21 protein-coding genes and 3 tRNA genes are annotated in these 19,213 nt (G+C 56.7%); 13 read left to right on the top strand and 11 right to left on the bottom strand.

Annotated elements, in window-relative coordinates; genetic code table 11:
• The first annotated feature begins 33 nt into the window (after window positions 1-33).
• From CQ019_RS07010 to CQ019_RS07000, 4 genes are all read left to right on the top strand, one after another.
• Window positions 34-107, top strand: a tRNA-Ile gene (locus CQ019_RS07010).
• 31 nt (window positions 108-138) lie between these two features.
• Window positions 139-258 (top strand): DLW-39 family protein, encoded by a 120-nt coding sequence (locus CQ019_RS18635; RefSeq protein ID WP_217990318.1) that lies wholly within the window; start codon window positions 139-141, stop codon window positions 256-258.
• Between the two features lie 8 nt (window positions 259-266).
• Window positions 267-339, top strand: a tRNA-Ala gene (locus tag CQ019_RS07005).
• A 99-nt stretch (window positions 340-438) separates the two neighbouring features.
• Window positions 439-511 (top strand) — tRNA-Ala (locus CQ019_RS07000).
• 76 nt (window positions 512-587) lie between these two features.
• On the opposite strand, the gene CQ019_RS06995 is transcribed toward CQ019_RS07000, so the two are convergent.
• On the bottom strand, window positions 588-1,730 hold the full coding sequence (locus CQ019_RS06995; protein ID WP_105554056.1) for a glycosyltransferase family 1 protein: 1,143 nt from the start codon (window positions 1,728-1,730) through the stop codon (window positions 588-590).
• A 314-nt stretch (window positions 1,731-2,044) separates the two neighbouring features.
• Between CQ019_RS06995 and CQ019_RS18245 the strand changes: the two genes are divergently transcribed.
• Together CQ019_RS18245 and CQ019_RS06985 are read left to right on the top strand one after the other, a co-directional pair.
• On the top strand, window positions 2,045-2,365 hold the full coding sequence (locus CQ019_RS18245; RefSeq protein ID WP_146114076.1) for a hypothetical protein: 321 nt from the start codon (window positions 2,045-2,047) through the stop codon (window positions 2,363-2,365).
• Between the two features lie 317 nt (window positions 2,366-2,682).
• Window positions 2,683-3,552 (top strand): DMT family transporter, encoded by an 870-nt coding sequence (locus CQ019_RS06985; protein ID WP_105554057.1) that lies wholly within the window; start codon window positions 2,683-2,685, stop codon window positions 3,550-3,552.
• On the opposite strand, the gene CQ019_RS06980 is transcribed toward CQ019_RS06985, so the two are convergent.
• Entirely contained in the window at window positions 3,549-3,752 is a 204-nt protein-coding gene (locus tag CQ019_RS06980; RefSeq protein ID WP_105554058.1) for a hypothetical protein, read from the bottom strand. The genes CQ019_RS06985 and CQ019_RS06980 overlap by 4 nt on opposite strands.
• A 168-nt stretch (window positions 3,753-3,920) precedes the next feature.
• Here CQ019_RS06980 and CQ019_RS06975 point away from each other — a divergent pair, with 168 nt between their 5' ends.
• Both CQ019_RS06975 and CQ019_RS06970 read left to right on the top strand, forming a co-directional pair.
• Complete coding sequence (locus CQ019_RS06975) at window positions 3,921-4,466, top strand: peptidylprolyl isomerase (RefSeq protein WP_105554059.1); 546 nt, start codon at window positions 3,921-3,923, stop codon at window positions 4,464-4,466.
• A gap of 248 nt (window positions 4,467-4,714) precedes the next feature.
• On the top strand, window positions 4,715-5,422 hold the full coding sequence (locus tag CQ019_RS06970) for a rhomboid family intramembrane serine protease (RefSeq protein ID WP_181148314.1): 708 nt from the start codon (window positions 4,715-4,717) through the stop codon (window positions 5,420-5,422).
• 494 nt (window positions 5,423-5,916) lie between these two features.
• Here the strand turns inward: CQ019_RS06970 and CQ019_RS06965 are convergent, their stop codons facing one another.
• Window positions 5,917-6,531, bottom strand: coding sequence for a LysE/ArgO family amino acid transporter (locus CQ019_RS06965; protein ID WP_105569326.1), 615 nt, complete (start codon window positions 6,529-6,531; stop codon window positions 5,917-5,919).
• Window positions 6,532-6,602: 71 nt separating this feature from the next.
• On the opposite strand from CQ019_RS06965, the gene CQ019_RS06960 reads away from it, so the two are divergent.
• A complete protein-coding gene (locus tag CQ019_RS06960) occupies window positions 6,603-7,487 on the top strand; it encodes an ArgP/LysG family DNA-binding transcriptional regulator (protein ID WP_181148312.1) in 885 nt (294 codons plus the stop codon).
• A gap of 82 nt (window positions 7,488-7,569) precedes the next feature.
• The gene (locus CQ019_RS06955) at window positions 7,570-7,887 is read left to right on the top strand and encodes a multidrug efflux SMR transporter (RefSeq protein WP_105569324.1); all 318 of its coding nucleotides are present in this window, start codon (window positions 7,570-7,572) and stop codon (window positions 7,885-7,887) included.
• Between the two features lie 3 nt (window positions 7,888-7,890).
• On the opposite strand, the gene CQ019_RS06950 is transcribed toward CQ019_RS06955, so the two are convergent.
• A complete protein-coding gene (locus CQ019_RS06950) occupies window positions 7,891-8,148 on the bottom strand; it encodes a cell division protein CrgA (protein WP_096282923.1) in 258 nt (85 codons plus the stop codon).
• Between the two features lie 213 nt (window positions 8,149-8,361).
• On the opposite strand from CQ019_RS06950, the gene CQ019_RS06945 reads away from it, so the two are divergent.
• From CQ019_RS06945 to CQ019_RS06940, 3 genes are read left to right on the top strand one after another with little or no spacing between them, the layout of a single operon-like run.
• The gene (locus CQ019_RS06945; RefSeq protein ID WP_105554064.1) at window positions 8,362-9,138 is read left to right on the top strand and encodes a class E sortase; all 777 of its coding nucleotides are present in this window, start codon (window positions 8,362-8,364) and stop codon (window positions 9,136-9,138) included.
• 9 nt (window positions 9,139-9,147) lie between these two features.
• Window positions 9,148-9,315: a hypothetical protein gene (locus tag CQ019_RS18465; RefSeq protein WP_181148310.1), complete on the top strand. Its 168-nt coding sequence runs from the start codon at window positions 9,148-9,150 to the stop codon at window positions 9,313-9,315.
• A complete protein-coding gene (locus CQ019_RS06940) occupies window positions 9,312-9,956 on the top strand; it encodes an aminodeoxychorismate/anthranilate synthase component II (protein WP_105554065.1) in 645 nt (214 codons plus the stop codon). Before CQ019_RS18465 ends, CQ019_RS06940 begins: the two co-directional genes overlap by 4 nt.
• Here CQ019_RS06940 and pknB read toward each other — a convergent pair whose 3' ends face one another.
• From pknB to CQ019_RS06905, 7 genes are all read right to left on the bottom strand, one after another.
• Window positions 9,957-11,873: a Stk1 family PASTA domain-containing Ser/Thr kinase gene (gene pknB, locus CQ019_RS06935; protein WP_105554066.1), complete on the bottom strand. Its 1,917-nt coding sequence runs from the start codon at window positions 11,871-11,873 to the stop codon at window positions 9,957-9,959.
• Window positions 11,870-13,666, bottom strand: coding sequence for a protein kinase (locus CQ019_RS06930; RefSeq protein WP_105569323.1), 1,797 nt, complete (start codon window positions 13,664-13,666; stop codon window positions 11,870-11,872). Before CQ019_RS06930 ends, pknB begins: the two co-directional genes overlap by 4 nt.
• Window positions 13,663-14,958, bottom strand: a complete 1,296-nt coding sequence (locus CQ019_RS06925) for a penicillin-binding transpeptidase domain-containing protein (protein WP_258133918.1) — start codon at window positions 14,956-14,958, stop codon at window positions 13,663-13,665. Before CQ019_RS06925 ends, CQ019_RS06930 begins: the two co-directional genes overlap by 4 nt.
• Before the next feature lie 161 nt (window positions 14,959-15,119).
• Entirely contained in the window at window positions 15,120-16,508 is a 1,389-nt protein-coding gene (locus tag CQ019_RS06920) for an FtsW/RodA/SpoVE family cell cycle protein (RefSeq protein WP_096282929.1), read from the bottom strand.
• Complete coding sequence (locus CQ019_RS06915) at window positions 16,505-17,902, bottom strand: PP2C family serine/threonine-protein phosphatase (protein WP_105569322.1); 1,398 nt, start codon at window positions 17,900-17,902, stop codon at window positions 16,505-16,507. The genes CQ019_RS06920 and CQ019_RS06915 overlap by 4 nt, the downstream gene beginning before the upstream one ends.
• Window positions 17,903-17,905: 3 nt before the next feature.
• On the bottom strand, window positions 17,906-18,385 hold the full coding sequence (locus tag CQ019_RS06910) for an FHA domain-containing protein (RefSeq protein WP_096282931.1): 480 nt from the start codon (window positions 18,383-18,385) through the stop codon (window positions 17,906-17,908).
• The gene (locus CQ019_RS06905) at window positions 18,382-19,206 is read right to left on the bottom strand and encodes a DUF3662 and FHA domain-containing protein (RefSeq protein WP_105554069.1); all 825 of its coding nucleotides are present in this window, start codon (window positions 19,204-19,206) and stop codon (window positions 18,382-18,384) included. The genes CQ019_RS06910 and CQ019_RS06905 overlap by 4 nt, the downstream gene beginning before the upstream one ends.
• Window positions 19,207-19,213 lie beyond the last annotated feature (7 nt).

Below are 19,213 nucleotides of genomic sequence, written 5' to 3'. Positions count from 1 at the left end.
TTTATTTCGTTCCGAAGGGAATGAAAAAGGTAAGGGCGTATAGCTCAGGCGGTTAGAGCGCTTCGCTGATAACGAAGAGGTCCCTGGTTCAAGTCCAGGTACGCCCACGGAATCCTTACCGGCGAGAAAGAGGGTAGAATGAAAAAGCTCCTGATTCTCGGGACGATTGCGGCTGCTGCGGTAGTCCTAATCAAGAAGGTCAAGGATTCTTCGGAAATCAAGGAAACCTGGCAACAGGTAACCGACAAGGTTTCCTAACGCTTTTCGGGGCCTTAGCTCAGTTGGTAGAGCGCCTGCTTTGCAAGCAGGATGTCAGGAGTTCGAATCTCCTAGGCTCCACAGGTTAGATTGGCGGAAAGCAGAAGCTTTCCGCCAATTCTTTTCCAAAGACGAGGTGTGGATTCCTCGGAAAGTGAAAATCTTTCGATAATAGAATACGGGGCCTTAGCTCAGTTGGTAGAGCGCCTGCTTTGCAAGCAGGATGTCAGGAGTTCGAATCTCCTAGGCTCCACAGAATGAAAAGGGCGGAAAGCAATCAGCTTTCCGCCCTTTCGCTTTACCCAAGAGCCACGAAACAAACGATGCGACTACTGGCTGACGCGAGCACGCATCACATTCTTGTAATGGCCGAGCAATTGTTCACCGATACTGAACCACGTGCGCTCTTGCACGCTCAGATAGGCGGTTCGAGCAAATGCCAGCCGCTTGGCATCATCGTAAATCAGGTCGCTCACCCGGGCGCGAAGCTCATTGAGATCTCCCGGGGCGTAAAGCCACCCTGTGCGCGAGGAATCCACTAAATCCAGTGGCCCTCCCCTGCCCACCGCTACGACCGGCACAGCGCAAGCCATGGCTTCTTGGATGGTTTGGCAGAAAGTTTCCGAGGCGCCCGGATGAACGAACACATCAAAGGATGCAATGACTTCCGCTAAACGGGTACCCGAGAGGAAGCCGGTGAAGTGGGCATCGGGCAACGCGTTGCGTAGTTCGTCTTCCAAAGGCCCGGAACCAACCACCACGATTCGGGTGTTCGGCAGCGAATTGAGCACTCGAAGATCTGCCACCTGCTTCTCTGCGGCCAGGCGACCCACATAGCCAATGATGCGTTCACCATTGGGTGCGATAGCCGTACGGAACTTAATATCGCGACGCTCTGGTGTGAACTGAACGGTGTCTACTCCCCTGCGCCCCCACGCGAGCCGTGTGACGCCCAGAGATTCGAGCTGACGCCGAGAAAAGGAACTTGGCACCAGCGTGAGGTCCGCGGCCGTGTGAATGGCTCTGACGTGTTCCCAGAGCCTCTCGGTGAGCCATGGCATCTTATAACGAGCCGCGTAGGTCGGCACTTCGGTTTGATACATCGCCAGCGTCGGGATATCCAATTCCTGCGCGGCGCGCAAAGCACGCCAGCCCAGGAGGAAAGGACTTGCCAGGTGAACTACGTCGGGAGCTTCCTTGGCCAGAATTTTCTTGAGCCGGCCTGAGCCTCCGGCGGCTAAGCGCACTTCTGGATATCTGACCATGGCTACTGAAGGGACGGTGATTACCGGAAATCCCTTGTACGTCCGTGGCACGCTATGGCCCTTGAGCTCACCGGACAGTGAGCCCGCCGGGGTGATAACCACCGCGCTATGGCCGGTGAGGGCCAAATGATCGAGGGTCCTTAGGACCGAGTTGGTGACCCCATTGACGTGGGGCAGGAACGATTCAGCAACGATAGCAACCTTCACATCTCCATACTGCGGTTTCGGGGTAACGCCGAGCTTAACGTGCCCTACAGCGTTCATTAACTTCTAGCTTCGGCCATTCGCCAGGGAGTCATATCCCCGAAAAAATATCGAAGGTGTCTCTACCTAAGCAGCCGCCGAACATGGATCCTGGAGGTGAACAGAAAGTAGCTCGAGACTCTCGACTCGCGGTTTCGCGTTTCCCGATACTCCTTCGGCATGGCGGCTTAGGCGGCCGGTTTCCCCGGGTGCTTGCTCGAATTGAATTTGTGGATCAATCCGCTGCTCATGGCCAACATGTTCCGCAGGGTCGCTCCTTGTCACTTCCTGACTTCGCTTTGGAATTCGAATCGCCGCTTCCGGTGGTGCCATTGCTTGGTTGGCCGGTGGCGATGACAAATGTAGCCAGCTGGTTCGCCGGACAGCACCTGCCGGTAGTCCCTGGCATGATGGCCAGAACCGTCGTTAGGATCGTACCGATCCCGGTGACCTTCGGCCTGCTGCTTCGGATGTTCTTGCATAAGCCAGTTCCAGTGAGGCTGCCCGCTTGCCACGGATTTCATGTTTCGCCATTTCCTTTGCCGCCCCGATTATCGTCGCCCTATGTGCTGGACCTATCCGAGTCGCTGGCTTATTAGTCTTGTTCACGGGGATTGTGCACAACTGCTTGGGGCTGGCCGTTGGCTAAGGGATTGCTGAATTGCTAGAGGGACCCGAAGCAATCAGTCCGACTACCGCCTTGGAATCCAGAATTCCCGGCGCGGTATTTTCAGTGTGGCGCAAATTATTGGGTCTTCGATGGCGGCATATTTGCTTCTTATGAGGGGCGAATAAATCGATATATGGGCATTTGATTTGCGTGTATGCATAAATCCGTATATATGAATACGAATCATTGCGGGCTGGCTTCAGTCACGGTTCAAGGCAGTGACCCCAAACTTGTAAACTTAGCCGGGTGACGTTCTTATTGGCCGCGGTGGGAATACTCGGCATTTCAGCATCTGGCCCCATCATCGCGGCATTTCCCAGCGTCCCGGTGATGTCCATGGCCTTCTGGCGCAATGCGGCAGCGGCCCTCATTCTTGCCGCACCTTCCATCAGGAAGAATCCTCGGGCGTACCTGCAATTCACTCGCCGCGAATGGTTTTATCTTCTCGTGGCCGGCGGCGCGCTTGCCCTGCACTTTGTGTGTTTCATGTTTGCCGTCCGAATGACCAGCGTCGCAGCGGCAACCGCCCTAGTTTGCATTCAGGGCGTTTGGATAGCTTTGTTTCAATCCCTGCGCGGAGTTCGCTACCGCTCCCCGGTAATTATCGGTATGAGCGTCGCGATTCTAGGAGTAGTGACGATCACCGGATTCGACTTGGGGCAGGGGCGCACCGCATTCTTCGGAGACCTCTTAGCACTGGCCGGTGGCATCCTTGCAGCTATTTATACCTTCGCCGGCGCAGCGGCACGGCGCACCATGACGACGTCCAGGTACACCTCGATCTGCTATGCGGTCACCGCGATCTTGCTGCTACTGATGTGCTTGTTTACAGGCCAACCGCTCTGGGGATTTGATGCCTGGGGTTGGCTGGGGATCATCTTGCTGACGGTGTGCGCACAGTTATTTGGGCATACAGCGATGAACCATTTGTTGAGTGTTCTCGGTCCGTTGACGGTTTCGACCTTGATCTTGTTGGAGATTCCAGGCGCTGCCCTGCTCGCGGCTTTGCTCCTAGGTCAGGTGGTTCCTGTCGGGACCTATCTGGGTTTAGGGATTATTCTGGTGGGACTTGTTCTAGTAGTGCGTGGGCAGGCGAAGCCCAAACTTGAGGTTTAGTCCTCGGAGATAAGATTTTGGACTTCGGCGACATTCGCTTCGCGAGATTCAACAGGTTGCTGCGGCTCTGCGATTTTTGGTTCGTTTTCCCAAGGGTCCTCAACCGGCCTTGAAGCCTTCCACATGGCTACGCCTAAGGCCACGAGTCCGACGAACACGCCGAATGCCAAAAGTTTTCCTGCTGCACTTTTCTTGCTCATGGTTACTCCCTAATGAATCAATTTTCGTTACCAGCTACGTCCAGACTAGGCAGTTAGCTGATGCGAGGCCAGTGTTCAACAGACGCGCTCGGATAATCGCGCAAATGTTTCACTCAACGCGTACCCCAGCTTTGGCGGCCTCGCCCCTACTCATGGGAGAATAAAGCCATGACCGCAAACGCAACGCATAAAGCCACGATTCACACTACTTTGGGCGACATCGTCGTCGATCTTTTCGGCAACCACGCCCCGAAGACCGTAAAGAACTTCGTTGGCTTGTCGACCGGTGAGCAGGAATGGGTACATCCAGAATCCGGTGACAAGAAGACCAACACCCCGCTATACAGCGGGACCATCTTCCACCGCATCATCTCGGACTTCATGATTCAGGGTGGCGACCCACTGGGTCAGGGCTTCGGCGGCCCAGGCTACCAGTTCGATGACGAGATCCACCCAGAACTGAACTTCAACGAGCCATACAAGCTAGCCATGGCAAATGCCGGTATCCGCATGGGCCGTGGAACCAACGGTTCCCAGTTCTTCATCACCACCGTCCCAACCGCATGGTTGCAGGGCAAGCACACCATTTTCGGTGAAGTGACCGAAGCCGAATCACGCAAGATCGTCGACGCGCTGAACGCAGTTGCCACTGACGGCCGTGACAAGCCAGCGGAAGATGTTGTTATCAACTCGGTAGATATCGAGACCCTGTAACACCCTCTTTACCGACGTCGGCTCCGGTGATTCCCTAGTGGAGTCGCCGGAGCCGACGTATTTAACAGATAAACGCGCTAATGAGATCAAGGTTGAAATAGATGTCTTACGGTCAAGTGACTCCCGCGGGCCAAACCGCCCCCACCTGTTTTAGGCACCCCGAAACGATCTCATATGTGTCATGCACCCGCTGTGGTCGCCCGGTGTGCCCACGCTGTCAGGTTCCTGCGCCGGTCGGAGTACAGTGCGTGGAATGCGTCAACGAAGCAAACAGGAACATTCCTACACAGCGCACCGAATTCGGCGCACGAGCACGCCAAGGCGCCCCGATTATCACTTATTCGTTGATCGCACTCAACGTCGTGGCCTATATTGCCCAGTGGGTCATCCCGGGAACCACCGAGAGTATGGTGCTGGTGCCGGCGCTGGCTGGTTGGGAACCCTGGCGCCTGATCACTAGCGCATTTGCTCACTCAACTGGTTCCATTTTCCACCTAGCAATGAACATGTACGGAGTTTACCTCTGTGGTGTATTCCTAGAGCCTCGCTTGGGGCGGGCCCGCTTCGGCTGGTTGTATCTGCTCAGCGCTTTAGGCGGCTCACTGGGGATCTTGTTGCTTAGCCCCGCGCTGAGTGCCACCTTGGGTGCTTCGGGCGCATTGGCGGGACTTTTCCTTTCTCTCTTCGTCGTCTTCCGTACCAACAAGCAAGTCCTGCGCCAAATGGGTATCGTGCTGGCGCTAAATGTTGTGCTCGGCTTCGTCGTATCGGGGATCTCCTGGCAAGGACACTTAGGTGGCGCCGTGATTGGCGCGCTAGCTGCCGCCTGCATCGTTCTGGTGCCTCGTAATCCACAACGTTCGAAGATTCAGTTCACGTTGTTGGGGATTATGACGATACTTGTTGCCTTGGCGATATATCTTTCCGCGGCAGCGGTCAAATGGCCGATGGGCTAGTTCGAATTCTCTAGACCCGAGTTATCCACACAATTTATCCACACTGTTAATAACTTACACCCGTGTAACTCACCCTTAGAGGTCAATCCCCCTCCCCCGAAACCACTGAACTTCCGCGGATATGCCATCCGAGGTATTGAATACGCACAGCTTTACCCACATTTGTGGATAACTTTTAAACAGGGCCTGTAGATAGCAATATTACGAAGGTGCATAGGGGGTGCGATCGCTTGTTCGAATCTTTAAGCGAATCGGCCAATTTTGGGGACATTGCCGATACGGGCAAGATGTCCACACGAGTAATCCACAGTGTTAATAACTTACAAGCATGTGATTCCACAGTCTTTATTCGGCCATGAGTAGGCCTTTTCCTTGATTTGTACATGTAGTCGCAGTGTTATCCCCACCTGTGGATAAAGTTGTGAACAAGTAAGCGTGACTGTTCTCCACAGGGTGTGTGGATAAGCTGTTAATACTGTGGATATCTGACGTGCCTAGCCAAAAAGCGGTAGTACTAGCAAGACGGCAAAAATGGCCATGAAAACGCAGATGATCCCGTCAAGAACGCGCCAAGACTTGGCGCTGGAGAACACTCGCGCTAAGAACCTTGAGGCGTAGCCAAGCGCGACGAACCAGGTAATGCTGGCGGCTATCGCACCACCGGCGAAGTGCCATTTCCCTTCGGCCTGCGTTACCGCCACCGAGCCTAGCAGCAGCACGGTATCCACATAGACATGCGGATTAAGCCAAGTCAACGCCAACGTGGCTAGTGCGACGGAAATCCTGGCGGTCGGCTCCGATGAGTTCGATGTACTCAGAACACCCGGAGAAATTGCCCGACGCAACGCGAAAATTGCATAGCAAGCAAGGAAGATGAACCCTCCTACCCTCGCATAAGTGAGAATCCATGGTGCGCGCTCAATGATGGCCCCGATTCCGGACACGCCTGCAAGGATCAACAAAATGTCTGACAGAGCGAAGATGCATACCGTCAGTAGTACGTGTTCTCGTCTGATTCCTTGGCGAAGAAGAAAGGCGTTCTGCGCTCCGATGGCAATGATTAGCGAAAGCCCTGTGGAGAAGCCGAGGATTGCTGACGTGTGGATCATGGGGTAACCGTAAAAGAAACTCTTCTTCGCTGTCGAACTTAAAAAACTGATGCTGCATTAGTATTTCTAATGTGAATCTTGATCTCGAGCACCTAGATACTCTGCTTGCGGTGGTGGATTCAGGCAGCTTTGACGATGCTTCTATCGACCTTGGTGTGACGCCGTCCGCAATCAGCCAACGTATAAAAGCCTTGGAAAGTCGACTCGGTTCAATATTGCTGGTGCGCAGTCGGCCAGTGAAACCAACGGAGAAGGGCGCAAGAGTTCTGCGCTACGCTAGACAGATTTCCTTGTTGGGCACAGAGTTCAGCCACGAACTCATGCGAGACGAGGCGCTACAGGGCAAAATAACGCTCTCGATCGGCGTAAATTCCGATTCTCTTGCGACCTGGTTTGCTCCCGTATTCACCGAACTGACTCGGTGGCCGCAACTTAGCTGCGAGATTCTACGCACCGATGAAAATCTCACCATGGAACTTCTACGCACCGGACGGGTCAGTGGCGTGGTGACTAACAGCCCGGAAGTAGCGCAGGGATGTTCCGTCCAACGACTGGGGGCTATGCGATACCGTGCGGTCGCCGCGCCAAACTTACTGAGCACGTGGACTGCCCAGGATCTGTCGCAAATGCCGATAGTACTTTTTGATCGAGAAGACCCGCTCCAGCACCAAATGCTTGAGCGTATTGACAGCTCAAAGAAGCGACCTACTGGAACTATTTATTACGTCCCGGATTCTTCGCAGTTTGTCCATGCAATACGCGCCGGCATGGGTTGGGGAATGGTGCCTGAGCAACAATTGTGCTTAGCGCCGGAGCTGAAGGTACTCGACGATAGTTGGTTCATCGACGTCCCCTTGTACTGGCAGCGCTGGTCGGTGGATTCACCTGCGCTTGACCGGCTCGGGTCCATATTGCTCAACGCCGCAGAGCAAAACAGGCTCGATTTGCTAATCTGAGGGGGAGTCGGCAGCAAGCCCACTCCCGGACGAGGGAGCCGTACCCGGAACGACAGCTAAGACGGCCAGTAAGGTAACTGGCATGTATTGGCTAATTCTCGTGATCTCGGGGCTTTTTGAAGCGGTTTGGGCTACAGCATTGGGGATGAGCTCCGGGCTCACAAAACTCGTCCCAACAATTATCTTTTTCACTGCGCTAGTGATTTCAATGGGCGGGCTAGCCTACTCAATGAAAGAAATCCCCACCGGAACCGCTTATGCGGTCTGGGTGGGGATTGGGGCTTCTCTGACTGTCATCTATTCAATAGCGACCGGTCAAGAAGCATTCTCAGCGCTGAAAGTGTTCTTTATTGTCGGGCTGATCGGCTGCGTAATCGGCCTAAAAACCGTCAGTCACTAAATGCTATTTCCAGCCAGTCGTCATGAAAAAGCCGACCATGGCAATGCCAAAGCCGATGACAATGTTCCAACCGCCAATGCTAGGGATTGGGAATAGTGTCTGCGAAATGTAATAAACAATAATCCAAACCAATCCCAGCAGCATCAAGCCGAACATCACTGGCTTGTACCAGCTAGGCATGGGCTTATCCACCGCATGGGCGCCTTGTGCTGTCTGCTGGGACTGTGTTTTGTTCTTGCGTCGTGGCTTAGACTCTGGCACTAGAACGCTCCCTCGGCTTCATCCGCATAGTGTAGTAAATGTGGGAGACTCTCAGGTCTTCCCGGTAGGCTTGGGGCAGGTAATGAACGAACGATCGCATCGATTTCCTGCGTAGATTCCATACTAGCCGTAATGTGCGTTGTCCATTGATTTACGGTTCACGGAAGTTCACCCGACTTTTAGTGCCCGATCGCCCAAAGGAGCATCACCGTAGTGAATCGTGTAGCGTCCGCGCCCGGGCGAAGAATGGCCCGTGAAAAGCAAACTGTCGGAGGCAGGGTCACTGGATTCCTCGGTGAACTGCTCATTACCTTGGGCATCGTCCTGATGCTATATGTCGTCTGGGAACTCTGGTGGACGAATATCGATTCTGCAAATGCCCAGAAAGAAGTCACACAAAACCTAGTTCAAGACCTAGGCGATGTGGTGATTCCCGAAGAAGGCGTCGAAGAAGAAGAGGATATCGATTACGGTCCAGCGCCGACGGCCGAAGCTGCTCCGGGGGACACCTTCGGGATCATGTACTTCCCAACCTTCGGTAAAGACGGGACTCACCATCCGGTGAGCTACGGTGTGCAGAGCTCCGTGATCGATAATCTCGGAATCGGATACTATCCGAATACCCAGTTGCCGGGAGAAAAAGGAAATTTTGCGGTCGCCGCTCATCGCCAAACCCACGGGCAGGTCTTTTGGGATATCGATAAATTGGATAATGGGGACCATGTCTACTTGCAAACCAAGGAAGGCTATTACACCTACACCTGGTTTGACACTGAAATCGTTGCTCCGTCCAATGGCGACGTTCTGCTTCCAACGCCCCATCAGTGGGGCGTTGAGCCCACGGAATCAATTCTCACGATGACCAGCTGCCACCCACCATTTAGCACTCGTGAACGCATCATTGCCTATTCCGAGCTGACCGATTGGCGCCCACTAGATGCCGGCCCGCCCAAGGAAATTCGGGAACTCGTTGCAGACGCCACAAGCTAGGGAGAAATAATGTACGCATGGATTTTTCGAAATCTGCCAGGACCGGTGTGGTTACGCATTATTGAGGCATTGATCCTGATCGCCGCGGTCGTGTTGTTGCTGATGGTGTATGTTTTCCCATGGCTGTCGCAATACAGCCCGTTTACCGACTCTACGATTGGCCAGATAACCCTGTGAGTACCATCAAGATCCTCGTAATCGACAATTACGATAGCTTCGTCTACACCCTCGTCGGTTATCTTCAAGAGCTCGGCGCGGAAACCACCGTGTACCGCAATGACATGATCAGCCTCGAGCAGGCGACCGAACTTGCTTCCGAGTACGACGGTGTACTGATTTCTCCCGGACCAGGGGATCCTGCTGGAGCTGGAGTGAGCATCGACCTGATCAAATGGTGCGGTACGCACGCCAAGCCGATGCTCGGCGTCTGCTTGGGCCACCAGGCCCTAGCCGAAGCCTATGGAGGCACGGTTACGCATGCCGAAGAGCTGATGCATGGAAAGACCTCATTGGTCAGCCATGAAAACCATCCGGTTTTCAAGGACGTGGCTAATCCATTTACCGCCACGCGCTACCATTCGCTCGCTGCCATACGCGAGAGCATCCCGGAGTCTTTGGAAATTATCGCGCAGACCGCCGGGGGAGTCATCATGGGGTTGGCGCATCGCAGCGCGCCGCTGTGGGGGCTGCAGTACCATCCCGAATCCGTGCTCACCGAACAGGGCTACCAGATGCTCGGCAACTGGTTGGAGTTCGTAGGTCTGCAGGGCGCGGCCGGCAAAGCCGCAACCCTTAGTCCACTATTTAGCGGCGAGTAGTTACCCCTCTTGGTTTCCTCTGCCTCGGCCATTTCCATTCCCCGGTCCACGTGTGGACTGAGGAGGCTTTGAAGATTCCGGCGTCGGAGAAGTAGCTTCTTCTGGCTCGTCAGTTTCCTCGGATTCTTCCGAATCATCGGTAGGTTCCGAAGACGTAGGAGTTTCACTGGGAGTGGGCTCGGCTCGTTTAATCGCTTCTGATACCTTCACTAGCGATCCCTGGGGGGCGTCCGTTCCGGCGACAGGATCTTGCAAGAAGAGGGTGCCTGGCTCTTCATCGCTTTCGACTTCAACGAACTGTGCGCGCAGTCCGACGTCATCTGATGTCAGTGCCTTTTCCGCTTCATCGCGGCTCATCCCGGTGACGTCTGGAACCTTGACCATACCCGTTGAAAGAATCAGGTCAACGGTCGAGCCCGCCTTGACCTTCGAGCCGAGTTCAGGGCTGGTACCAATCGCCCAGTCGGTAGGGATGCTCGGGTGGTTTTCACGGCTAACTTCGCCTACGACCAGCCCTGCTTCGCGGATTGCATCGCGGGCAGCTACCTCGGATTGGTTCTCCAAGGACTCAGGGATAACCCGATCCTCGGATCCATCGGAGATGAAAAGCTTCACGGTGGAGTCCTTGGGAAGATCCGTCCCGTCATTCGGGTCGGTGCGCGTGGCCTTATTCTCGTCAATGTCGTCGCTGAATTCATGTTCGACGTTCACCTTGAAGGTCGCATCATTCAGCAATCGCGTCGCATCCTCCTCGGAGAGGTTCTTAACCTCGGGAACTGCCACTGGCGCGCGCTGTTCTGCCTCCGCCTGCAGGGATCGAATGACCAGGAAACTGGCGATGCCCACGGCGATCAAGGCGATGATGGTCAACAACCAAATCAAGCCACGATTCGACCGATGCTCCCGGGGCTCGGTCTCCCTAGCATCTGAACGGGAGGAAAAGACCGGGTGCTCGCTGGTGACCGGGTGTCGAGGTGGGGAACTGTCTTCTGCACGCTCGTAGAAGGGCACGGTAGCGGCGAGAATCGTGGCCGACTCATCTCGGTATTCAATTCCGTTTTGCGCATCTTCCAGGGCCGCGGCAAAGGCTCCGGCGGACTGGAAGCGTTGATCCCGTTCCTTGGCCAGGGATTTGAGCACCACCGGGTCATAGATTTCCGGCAGGGAGCTGTTGACCTCACTCGGCGGAACGGGGCTCTCGCCGACATGTTGGTAGGCGACTGAAACTGGGGAGTCCCCGGTGAAAGGAGGCTGATGGGTGATCAACTCGTAGAAGAGGCAACCGGCGGAGTAAATATCCGAACGGTAGTCCACCAACTCACCACGCGCTTGTTCGGGAGAGAAGTACTGCGCGGTGCCAACCACCGCGGCGGTCTGCGTCATCGTCGCTGAGGTGTCCATGGCTCGGGCGATCCCGAAGTCCATGAGTTTCACGTGGCCCTCATCGGTCAACATGATGTTGGCCGGTTTGATATCGCGGTGCACCACATTTTTCATATGCGAATGATCTAGCGCATCGCATACGCCGCGAATTAGTTCGACCGCATACTGTTCGTCGACTTGCTCTTCGCTCAGTACCTGCTTCAAGGTTCGTCCGGAAACATATTCCATGACGATATACGGAGAGGTGGAATTGCTGCGTTCGGTAGCCGGCAGTTCACCGGTGTCATACACTGCGACGATATTTGGGTGGCTCAGCCCGGCTACCGATTTCGCCTCGCGACGGAATCTATTGACCACCATCGGATTATCCGCTGTGTCGTGCCGCAGGACCTTCACCGCGATCTTACGCGCGAGCGTATGATCGGTGGCCAAATAAACGTCGGCCATGCCTCCACGGCCGATCAACGAGTGAATTTCGTAGCGGTCGGCGATCAGCCGGGGCAAGCCTGGCGGCAATGCATCAAATTCACTCATGGTGCTTCGCTTGTGCCTGTTTCTTCTGGTGCTGGTGAATCGGTGGGGCTTGACGTTGGTGTGGTGCTAGGCGTCGACGAGGGGGTTTCCTCAGGCTCTGGGCCCAAGGAAAGTACCAAGGAGACACGCGAACCTGGGGTGACCTGGGTGCCTTCGACAGGGGTCTGCTTCAGCACCGTGCCCGCTACGGAGGAGTCGTACTCTTCCCCGCCCTTAGTCACGGCGAGTCCGGAGTCCTGCAACAGCTTCTGCGCTGCCTCATAGCTCATGCCGGTTACCGCGGGAACCTCGGTCATTTCGGGAGCCTTGGCATAGCTGACGTTGATGGTGGAACCTGGTTCAACGCTGCCGGTCGGGGAAACCGACAAGACTTCGCCCGGCTCGGCTTCGGAAGTTTCCGTGGCCGTGGCAGCTACTTCCAATCCGAGCGAATTCAACTCGCTGGTCACCGTGTCGATGTCCTGACCGACCAATCCGGAGGGCACTGTGACGAACTGGGCTGTTTCGCTTGACTCGGTGGTCTCCTCGCTAGGTTCGCTGGTCTCGTCGCTTGGCGCGGTGGTTTCCTCGCTCGGCTCGGAGCTTTCCACAGAGGCCGTGGTACTAGCCGGCGGAACGGTCGGCTCCTCATTTGAAGAATTGATCTTGGGAATCAGCCAAGCGCCGAGGGCGATGAGCGCGGCCAGGACGATGACAACCACCAATGGAATGATCCACGGGTTGCGCTTCTCCTCGGCATAGTCGTCTTGACGGTCTATCTGTTGCTCGTCGAAGCCTTCGTCATCATAGCCTGCGGCGGCTAGCCCGGCTTCGGCCGGTGCCACTACGGTCGGCATGGCGTCGGTCATTGGCGGAGCGGTTTCGACCGGGGTCACCGCGCGGGTGGCGTCATCATCGATGTTCAGCGCCTGGGTGGCATCATCTTGCACACCGGTGATCAGCATGCCGGGCACGGAGATGGTCGCGGTGTTGGTGTCCCCCTTGCGCAGCGCTTCGGCGGCGTCGGCCAACGCGTTGGCGTTCGCCGGACGGTCTGCCGGGTTCTTGGCGAGCATCGACATGATCAGCTGGCGCACTGGCGCCGGAAGCGAATCCGGCAAGGCCGGAGGCGCGTCGTTGACCTGGGCCAAGGCGATGGCGATCTGTGATTCACCGGTGAAAGGGCGACGCCCTGCAAGGCATTCGTAACCGATGACGCCCAGCGCGTAGATATCCGAGCTGCCGGTGGCGATCTGCCCGGTAGCCTGCTCGGGGGCCAGATACTGGGCGGTGCCCATTACCTGTCCGGTGGCGGTCAGCGGGACCTGGTCGGCCAGACGTGCGATGCCGAAGTCGGTAATCTTCACCACGCCGGTAGGCATGACCAGGATATTTCCCGGCTTCACGTCGCGGTGAACCAAGCCGTGCTCGTGGGCTGCGGCCAAGGCACGCGCGGTTTGAGCGATCAGCGACAAGGTGCGGTCCACGTCGAGCTTCCGCTCGCGTTCGATGATCGTCGAAAGCGGCGGGCCCGGAACGAGTTCCATGACCAGGTAGGCGGAGCCTTGCTCCTCGCCGTAGTCGAAGACTCCGGCGATGCCCGAGTGGTTCAGCAGCGCCGTGTGGCGCGCTTCGACGCGGAAACGAGTCAAAAAACTCTCGTTGTCCGTGTACTCCTCTTTAAGGATCTTGATCGCTACTAGACGCCCGAGAACCTGGTCTCGTGCCTTCCAGACCTCGCCCATGCCACCGATCGCGATGCGGTCGGTCAGCTTGTATCGACCGCCCAAGGTGGTGCCCGTTACTGGCCTCACTTGTTGAACACCGCCTCTGTCATCTTCTTCATCAGTGACCCGGCCGTGTTGTGGCCGGTGTTGTAAGGTACATCGTGAATTGCGATAGTGATCGCTACCTGCGGATCGTCTCCCGGGGCAAAGCCGGTCATCCAAGAATTGAACAACGCAGTTCCGTTGGCGTCTTCACGCCCGGTCTGCGCGGTACCGGTCTTGGCGCGCAGATCGACCCCCGGAACGCGTGCATTCATTGCCGTGCCGGAAGCAACCGGCCCGGCCATCATGTCCGCAACTTCGTTAGCGATTTCGGGCGTCGTCGCCGTCGAGAACGCCTTCGGTTTGGGTTCTTCGATTACACGCAAATCAGGAGCAACCACTTTCTTGACCAAATTTGGCTGCATGATGACGCCGTCATTTGCGATTGCCATGGCAACCATGTTCATTTCCAAGGGCGTTGCCTTGGTATCATCTTGGCCAATGACAGCACGTGCAAACTGATCCTTTGTGCGGTTTTCCGGGAATGTGCTCGGGCGAACGGAGAGCGGAATTTCAAGCTGCTGGCCAAAGCCAAAGCGTTCGGCTACGTCGGAAAACGGCTTCTCGCCGAGATCTAGAAGCATCGCACCAAACGGGGTGTTGCAGCTCTGCGTGAAGATGAAGTCCAGTGTGGCAGTTGGCCTTCGATCGCAAATGCCCGCAGAGAAGTTTGTTAGCGGTGGTCCACTGCCCACGTCGAGACTATTCGGATTTTGTAGTTCTGTGGTTCGATCGTATTCCCCAGACTCCAGGGCCGCCACAACGTTGAGGATCTTGAAGGTCGAACCGGGCCAGATAGGCGTATCAATCGCCGGGTTGACGTAAGGGCTGAGGCCTGAAACGCTGGTCAGCTCCTTCATGTTCTCCGCCGCAGCAGAGGTCGAATGCACCGCCAGATCGTTTGGATCGTAGCTTGGCTTCGAAGCCATGGCCAGAATGTCTCCGGTTTTCGGATCTGTCACCACAATAGTGGCCTCTAAATCATCGGGAATCATCTCGTAGGCCTGCTTTTGCAGTTCCCCGTCGATGGTCAACTCGACCGATGCGCCTTCCGCGGTCTGTCCGGTGAACATCGCGGTGAGCCGGTCAAAGACGAGGTCGGAACTGCTGCCGGTCAACCAGTCATTGAGCTCTGACTCCAGGTGTGTGCTGCCATTGGCCAAGGAGTAGTAACCGGTTAGGTGAGCGTACTGCTGGGGGTCGTTGTACCGACGCTGATAGGTGAATTGACCGTCGTCGGTGGGTACCGATTCGGCAATGGGCTTGCCATCGACCAAAATGGCACCACGCGGCAGGTCGAACTCGCGGAAGAGCTGACGCTTATTCAACGAGTTCTCGGCAAGTTTCTCGGAGCTGAAGAACTGGATGTAGCTCAATCCCGCCAGGCAAATTACAAACATCATGGTCAGCGCGATCCAGACGCGCTTAATGGCTTGATTCATACGTTCTTCACCGCCTTAGGGGTCGTGGCTCCCGGGGTCGCAATCTCGTCGGTTGGTCCCACGCCGCCGGTCATCGGTCGGCGCGAGTTATGCGAAATCATCAGCAGCAAGGAGATGATGATCCAGTTGGCGAGCAAGGAGGAGCCGCCGGCAGCCATAAATGGAGTGGCCAGACCGGTCAGTGGAATCAAACGTGTTACGCCGCCGATGATGACGATGCACTGCAGCCCCAGGGTGAAGGACAGCCCCGCCGCAAGCAGCTTGCCGAAGGTATCACGCGAACCCAACGCGGCACGTAAACCGCGGCTGATCAGCAGCATGTACAGCAGGATAATTGCCGTCAGGCCGATCAGGCCGAGCTCTTCACCGAAGGAAGCGATGATCATATCCGAGTTCGCTAGCGGCACCCGGTATGGGGATCCCTCGCCTAAGCCGGTGCCGAAGAGGCCACCATCGGCCATGCCGAATAGCCCTTCGACAATCTGCATGCTGCCGCCCCTGGCCTGGTAGATCTCCGGGTCGAAGGCATTTAGCCAAACATCGACGCGCCGGGTCACGTGGCTCATCGTGGTGGCTGCGAAGACACCGCCGGCCGCGACCATGAGCAAGCCGATCAGCACCCAGGAGATGCGCGCGGTAGCCACATAGATCATCACAATGAACAGGCCGAAGAAGAGAATCGAGGAACCTAGGTCGCGCTGGACCACCAGCACTCCGATGGACAAGATCCAGGCCACCACCATCGGGGCCATATCGCGACGGCGCGGCAATTGCAACGGGCCGATTTTACGCCCGGCCATCAAGATCAGATCTCGGTTGGAGGAAAGATATCCGGCAAAGAAGATCGACAAGGTGATCTTTGCCAGCTCACCGGGCTGCATCGAGAATGCGCCGAGCCGAACCCAAATGCGGGCACCGTTAATGGTCACGCCGAACCCGGGAATCATCGGCAGCAGCAGCAAGATGATGGATGCCAACAAGGCGATATAGGTGAATCGGCGAAGCACTCGATGATCGCGAATCGCCCACAGAACGATGGCGGCGATGATGACCGCGATGGCGGTCCAAAGCAGCTGCCGCATCGACTGACTTGTGGTTTTGGCCAAGTCAATACGGTGGATCATGGCCAGGCCAAGAGCGTTCAAGGCCACCGTAATGGGAAGTATTACCGGATCGGCATATTTAGCGAAGATGCGCAGCATGATGTGCAGCAACAGCGCGAGTCCAGCCAAAACCCCGGTCTGCACAAAGAAGTCTTTAGTGTCGTCGCTGTCCGAGGAACTTCCGACGAGGAAGAAGGCAGCGGCGCCGACGCTCAAGGCCAGCAGCAACAGGACCAGCTCAAGGTTGCGCCGTGGAACCGGTGCGGTGTGCAGTTCGCTCATCGCATGATCTCCTGACAGTAGGCTGGCGGAAGTGGAAGGTCGTCGCTGGCACCGTCTGTACCTGGCGCCAAGACCGGACAATTCTGTTTCGCTGTCACCAGCAACTCTTGAATCATCATGCTTGCGTGTTCAAGGCTGTCTGCCGGAATGGCAGATTCCACTCGTTGACGCGAATACTCTGGCAAGGCTTCGAGCGGGATATTGCTGACCGTATCAACCTCGGATAGTGAGATGGGGCCAAGCTCCTGCGGTACGCCCTTGTAGATGGCGACCTTATCTCCGACAGCGCCAACGTAGAACTGGGTTTGTGTCCACAGATAACCCCAGACCCCGAGCCCGATCACCAAAAGGGTGATCATGGTCAGCAGCAATGGCATGATCCAACGGCGGTGCGGCACCCGCGACTCGAGCGGATCGAGGATTTCGCCGGCAGCAGGGGAGCGGTGCGTCAGCAACGCGGCGGCGCGACGCTCACCGGTGTGCTGGGTGACCACTGGTATCTGCCCGGTCTGTGTGGCAAGCTGCGCGGCTCCGACCAGGAGGTGGGGGCGCTGGGAAATTTCATGGCGCAGGACCGACGCGCTCGCCTCAACATCGCCTTCGGCGGCGATGGTCAGCTGTCCGGTATCCGGGGCCGGCTCGAGAACCGAGGGTTCGGCATCTTCGGATTCATCGACCTCGACCAGCTCAAAGAGCACCACCGTGACGTTATCCGGGGCGCCATTGCGCAAGGTCGTGGCCACCAGTTCATTGACGGCCGCATCCATATCTGCGGTGCCACGCACGATTTGTTCGATAATGGGCACGGCTACCGCATCGGTTAGCCCATCGGAGCACAGCAGCCAGCGTTCGCCGGCGGTTGCCTCGAGCTGTTGCACATCCAGTTCGGGGGAGGCATCCGAATCGCCGAGCACGCGCAACAGCACGTTCTTATGCGGGTGGGTCTCCGCCTCGTGGGGTTGAATGCGCCCCTCTTCGACAAGCCGCTGCACGAACGTGTGGTCACGGCTGATCTGTTCAAACTCGTTGTTTTTCAGCCGGTATGCGCGGGAGTCGCCAATGTGCGCCATGTGCAGGGTCTGGCCAGAGAGCAACAGCGAGGTGACGGTGGTGCCCATTCCCGAAAGCTTCGGGTTCGCGCCCACTAGTTCGTTGAGAACCAGATTAGCCGCCTGAATTTCATCGGGAAGCGCATTTTGCGGGTCTGCCGTGTATCGATGGTCAAGATGCACCAGATCTAGCACGGTGGATGCCGAGGCCACATCGCCACCGACGTGTCCGCCCATGCCGTCGGCGAGTACCGCAAGATATTCTCCCGCGTAAGCGGAGTCATCGTTCTTTTTGCGCACGCGTCCGACATCGGACATCGCCGCGAACTTAAACTTTAAAGCCATTGGCTAGGCCTTCAATTCCAGGACAGTCTTCCCGATGCGGATGCGCTGTCCCGGTTCGACCGGCTGCGCGCGGGTGAGCTGGCTGTCGCCTACGAAGGTGCCGTTGGTGGAGCCAAGGTCTTCGATGAACCAACGCGAACCCTGTGGGAAAAGTCGGGCATGGCGGCCCGAGGCATAGTCGTCTTCAAGTACCACGGTGGCATCCTGGGCGCGACCGAACAGGATCGGCTGGCCCTGCAACGGGATACTGCGCCCGGCCAGGGGGCCTTCAACGATCTGTAGGGTATGTACTGCCTTGCGCGTGCTGATCTCTGGTTCGGCAAGTTCTGGATTCTTTTTCAGTGCCCGGGCGCTAGGTGCTCCGGTTCGAGCTCGCGTGCCGATCACCAAGTCACGGCGCATCGCACCGACGATGCTCAGCACGAGCAGCCAAATCAAGACAAGAAAGCCAAGTCGGAACAGGTTGAGAACCAGATCATTCATGCACGGCCTCCGTTGCTAGGCGTAATTAGGCGAAAGACTATCTTGGTCTGTCCGATAGTGATGATCGAACCGTCCAATATACGCGTCTCGCCCGAAATCTTTTTACCGTCCACATAGGTGCCGTTGGTTGAACCTAGATCGGTGACGGCATAAGCGCCTTTGCCCTTCGTTTCGAAACGGACGTGCTGCCGCGAAACGCCGGTGTCATCCACGGGGATGTCGGTGCTCGCCGAGCGCCCAAGCACGATCGAATGGTGATGAAGCGCGAAGCGTTGCCCATTGACCTCGACAACCGCCTGCTTGGGAAGCGGAGCGGCTGCTGGCGCCGCCGGTGGGGGAGTAGGGCGTGGTTGTGCGGTGGTTTTGGGATCCGCAGCTGCGGCGCCCTGGTCCTGCTGCGGTTTGGGGGCCTTTGCCTTGACCGGAGCCGAAGCTACCGGGTTAGCGCTGGAGTCCTTGATGGAACCGGAAACTTCCATTTCGCCGGGCTTGAGCTCCTGGGAATTCACGAAATGAATCATGATGTTTCCTTGGACCGAATAGCCTTGGCTTACGGCATGTTCCGCGGTCACCTTAGCCATCTCGTTGACTACGGGTGAGCCCCACGACTTGGCCGTTGCAAAATCCTTGTCGCTCAACGAGACGATGAAATCGTTCGGAGCAAGACTGCGGCCCTCGCTGATCGCAAGAATTCCACGATCCATTTCGTTGCGCAGGGCGCTGGTGAGTTCAACCGGCTTGATGTCTGCGGTGCTGGTGCCACGAAAGAAGCTGGTGACGACCTTCTCTAAGCCTCGTTCGACGTTGTCGAGAAAGCTCATTGCGTGT

Origin of the sequence: Arthrobacter sp. MYb229, from assembly GCF_002975405.1 — a bacterium.
Taxonomy (GTDB): domain Bacteria; phylum Actinomycetota; class Actinomycetes; order Actinomycetales; family Micrococcaceae; genus Glutamicibacter.
Note: the sequence above shows the minus strand (reverse complement) of the source record. Positions and strands in the feature narration are given on the sequence as shown.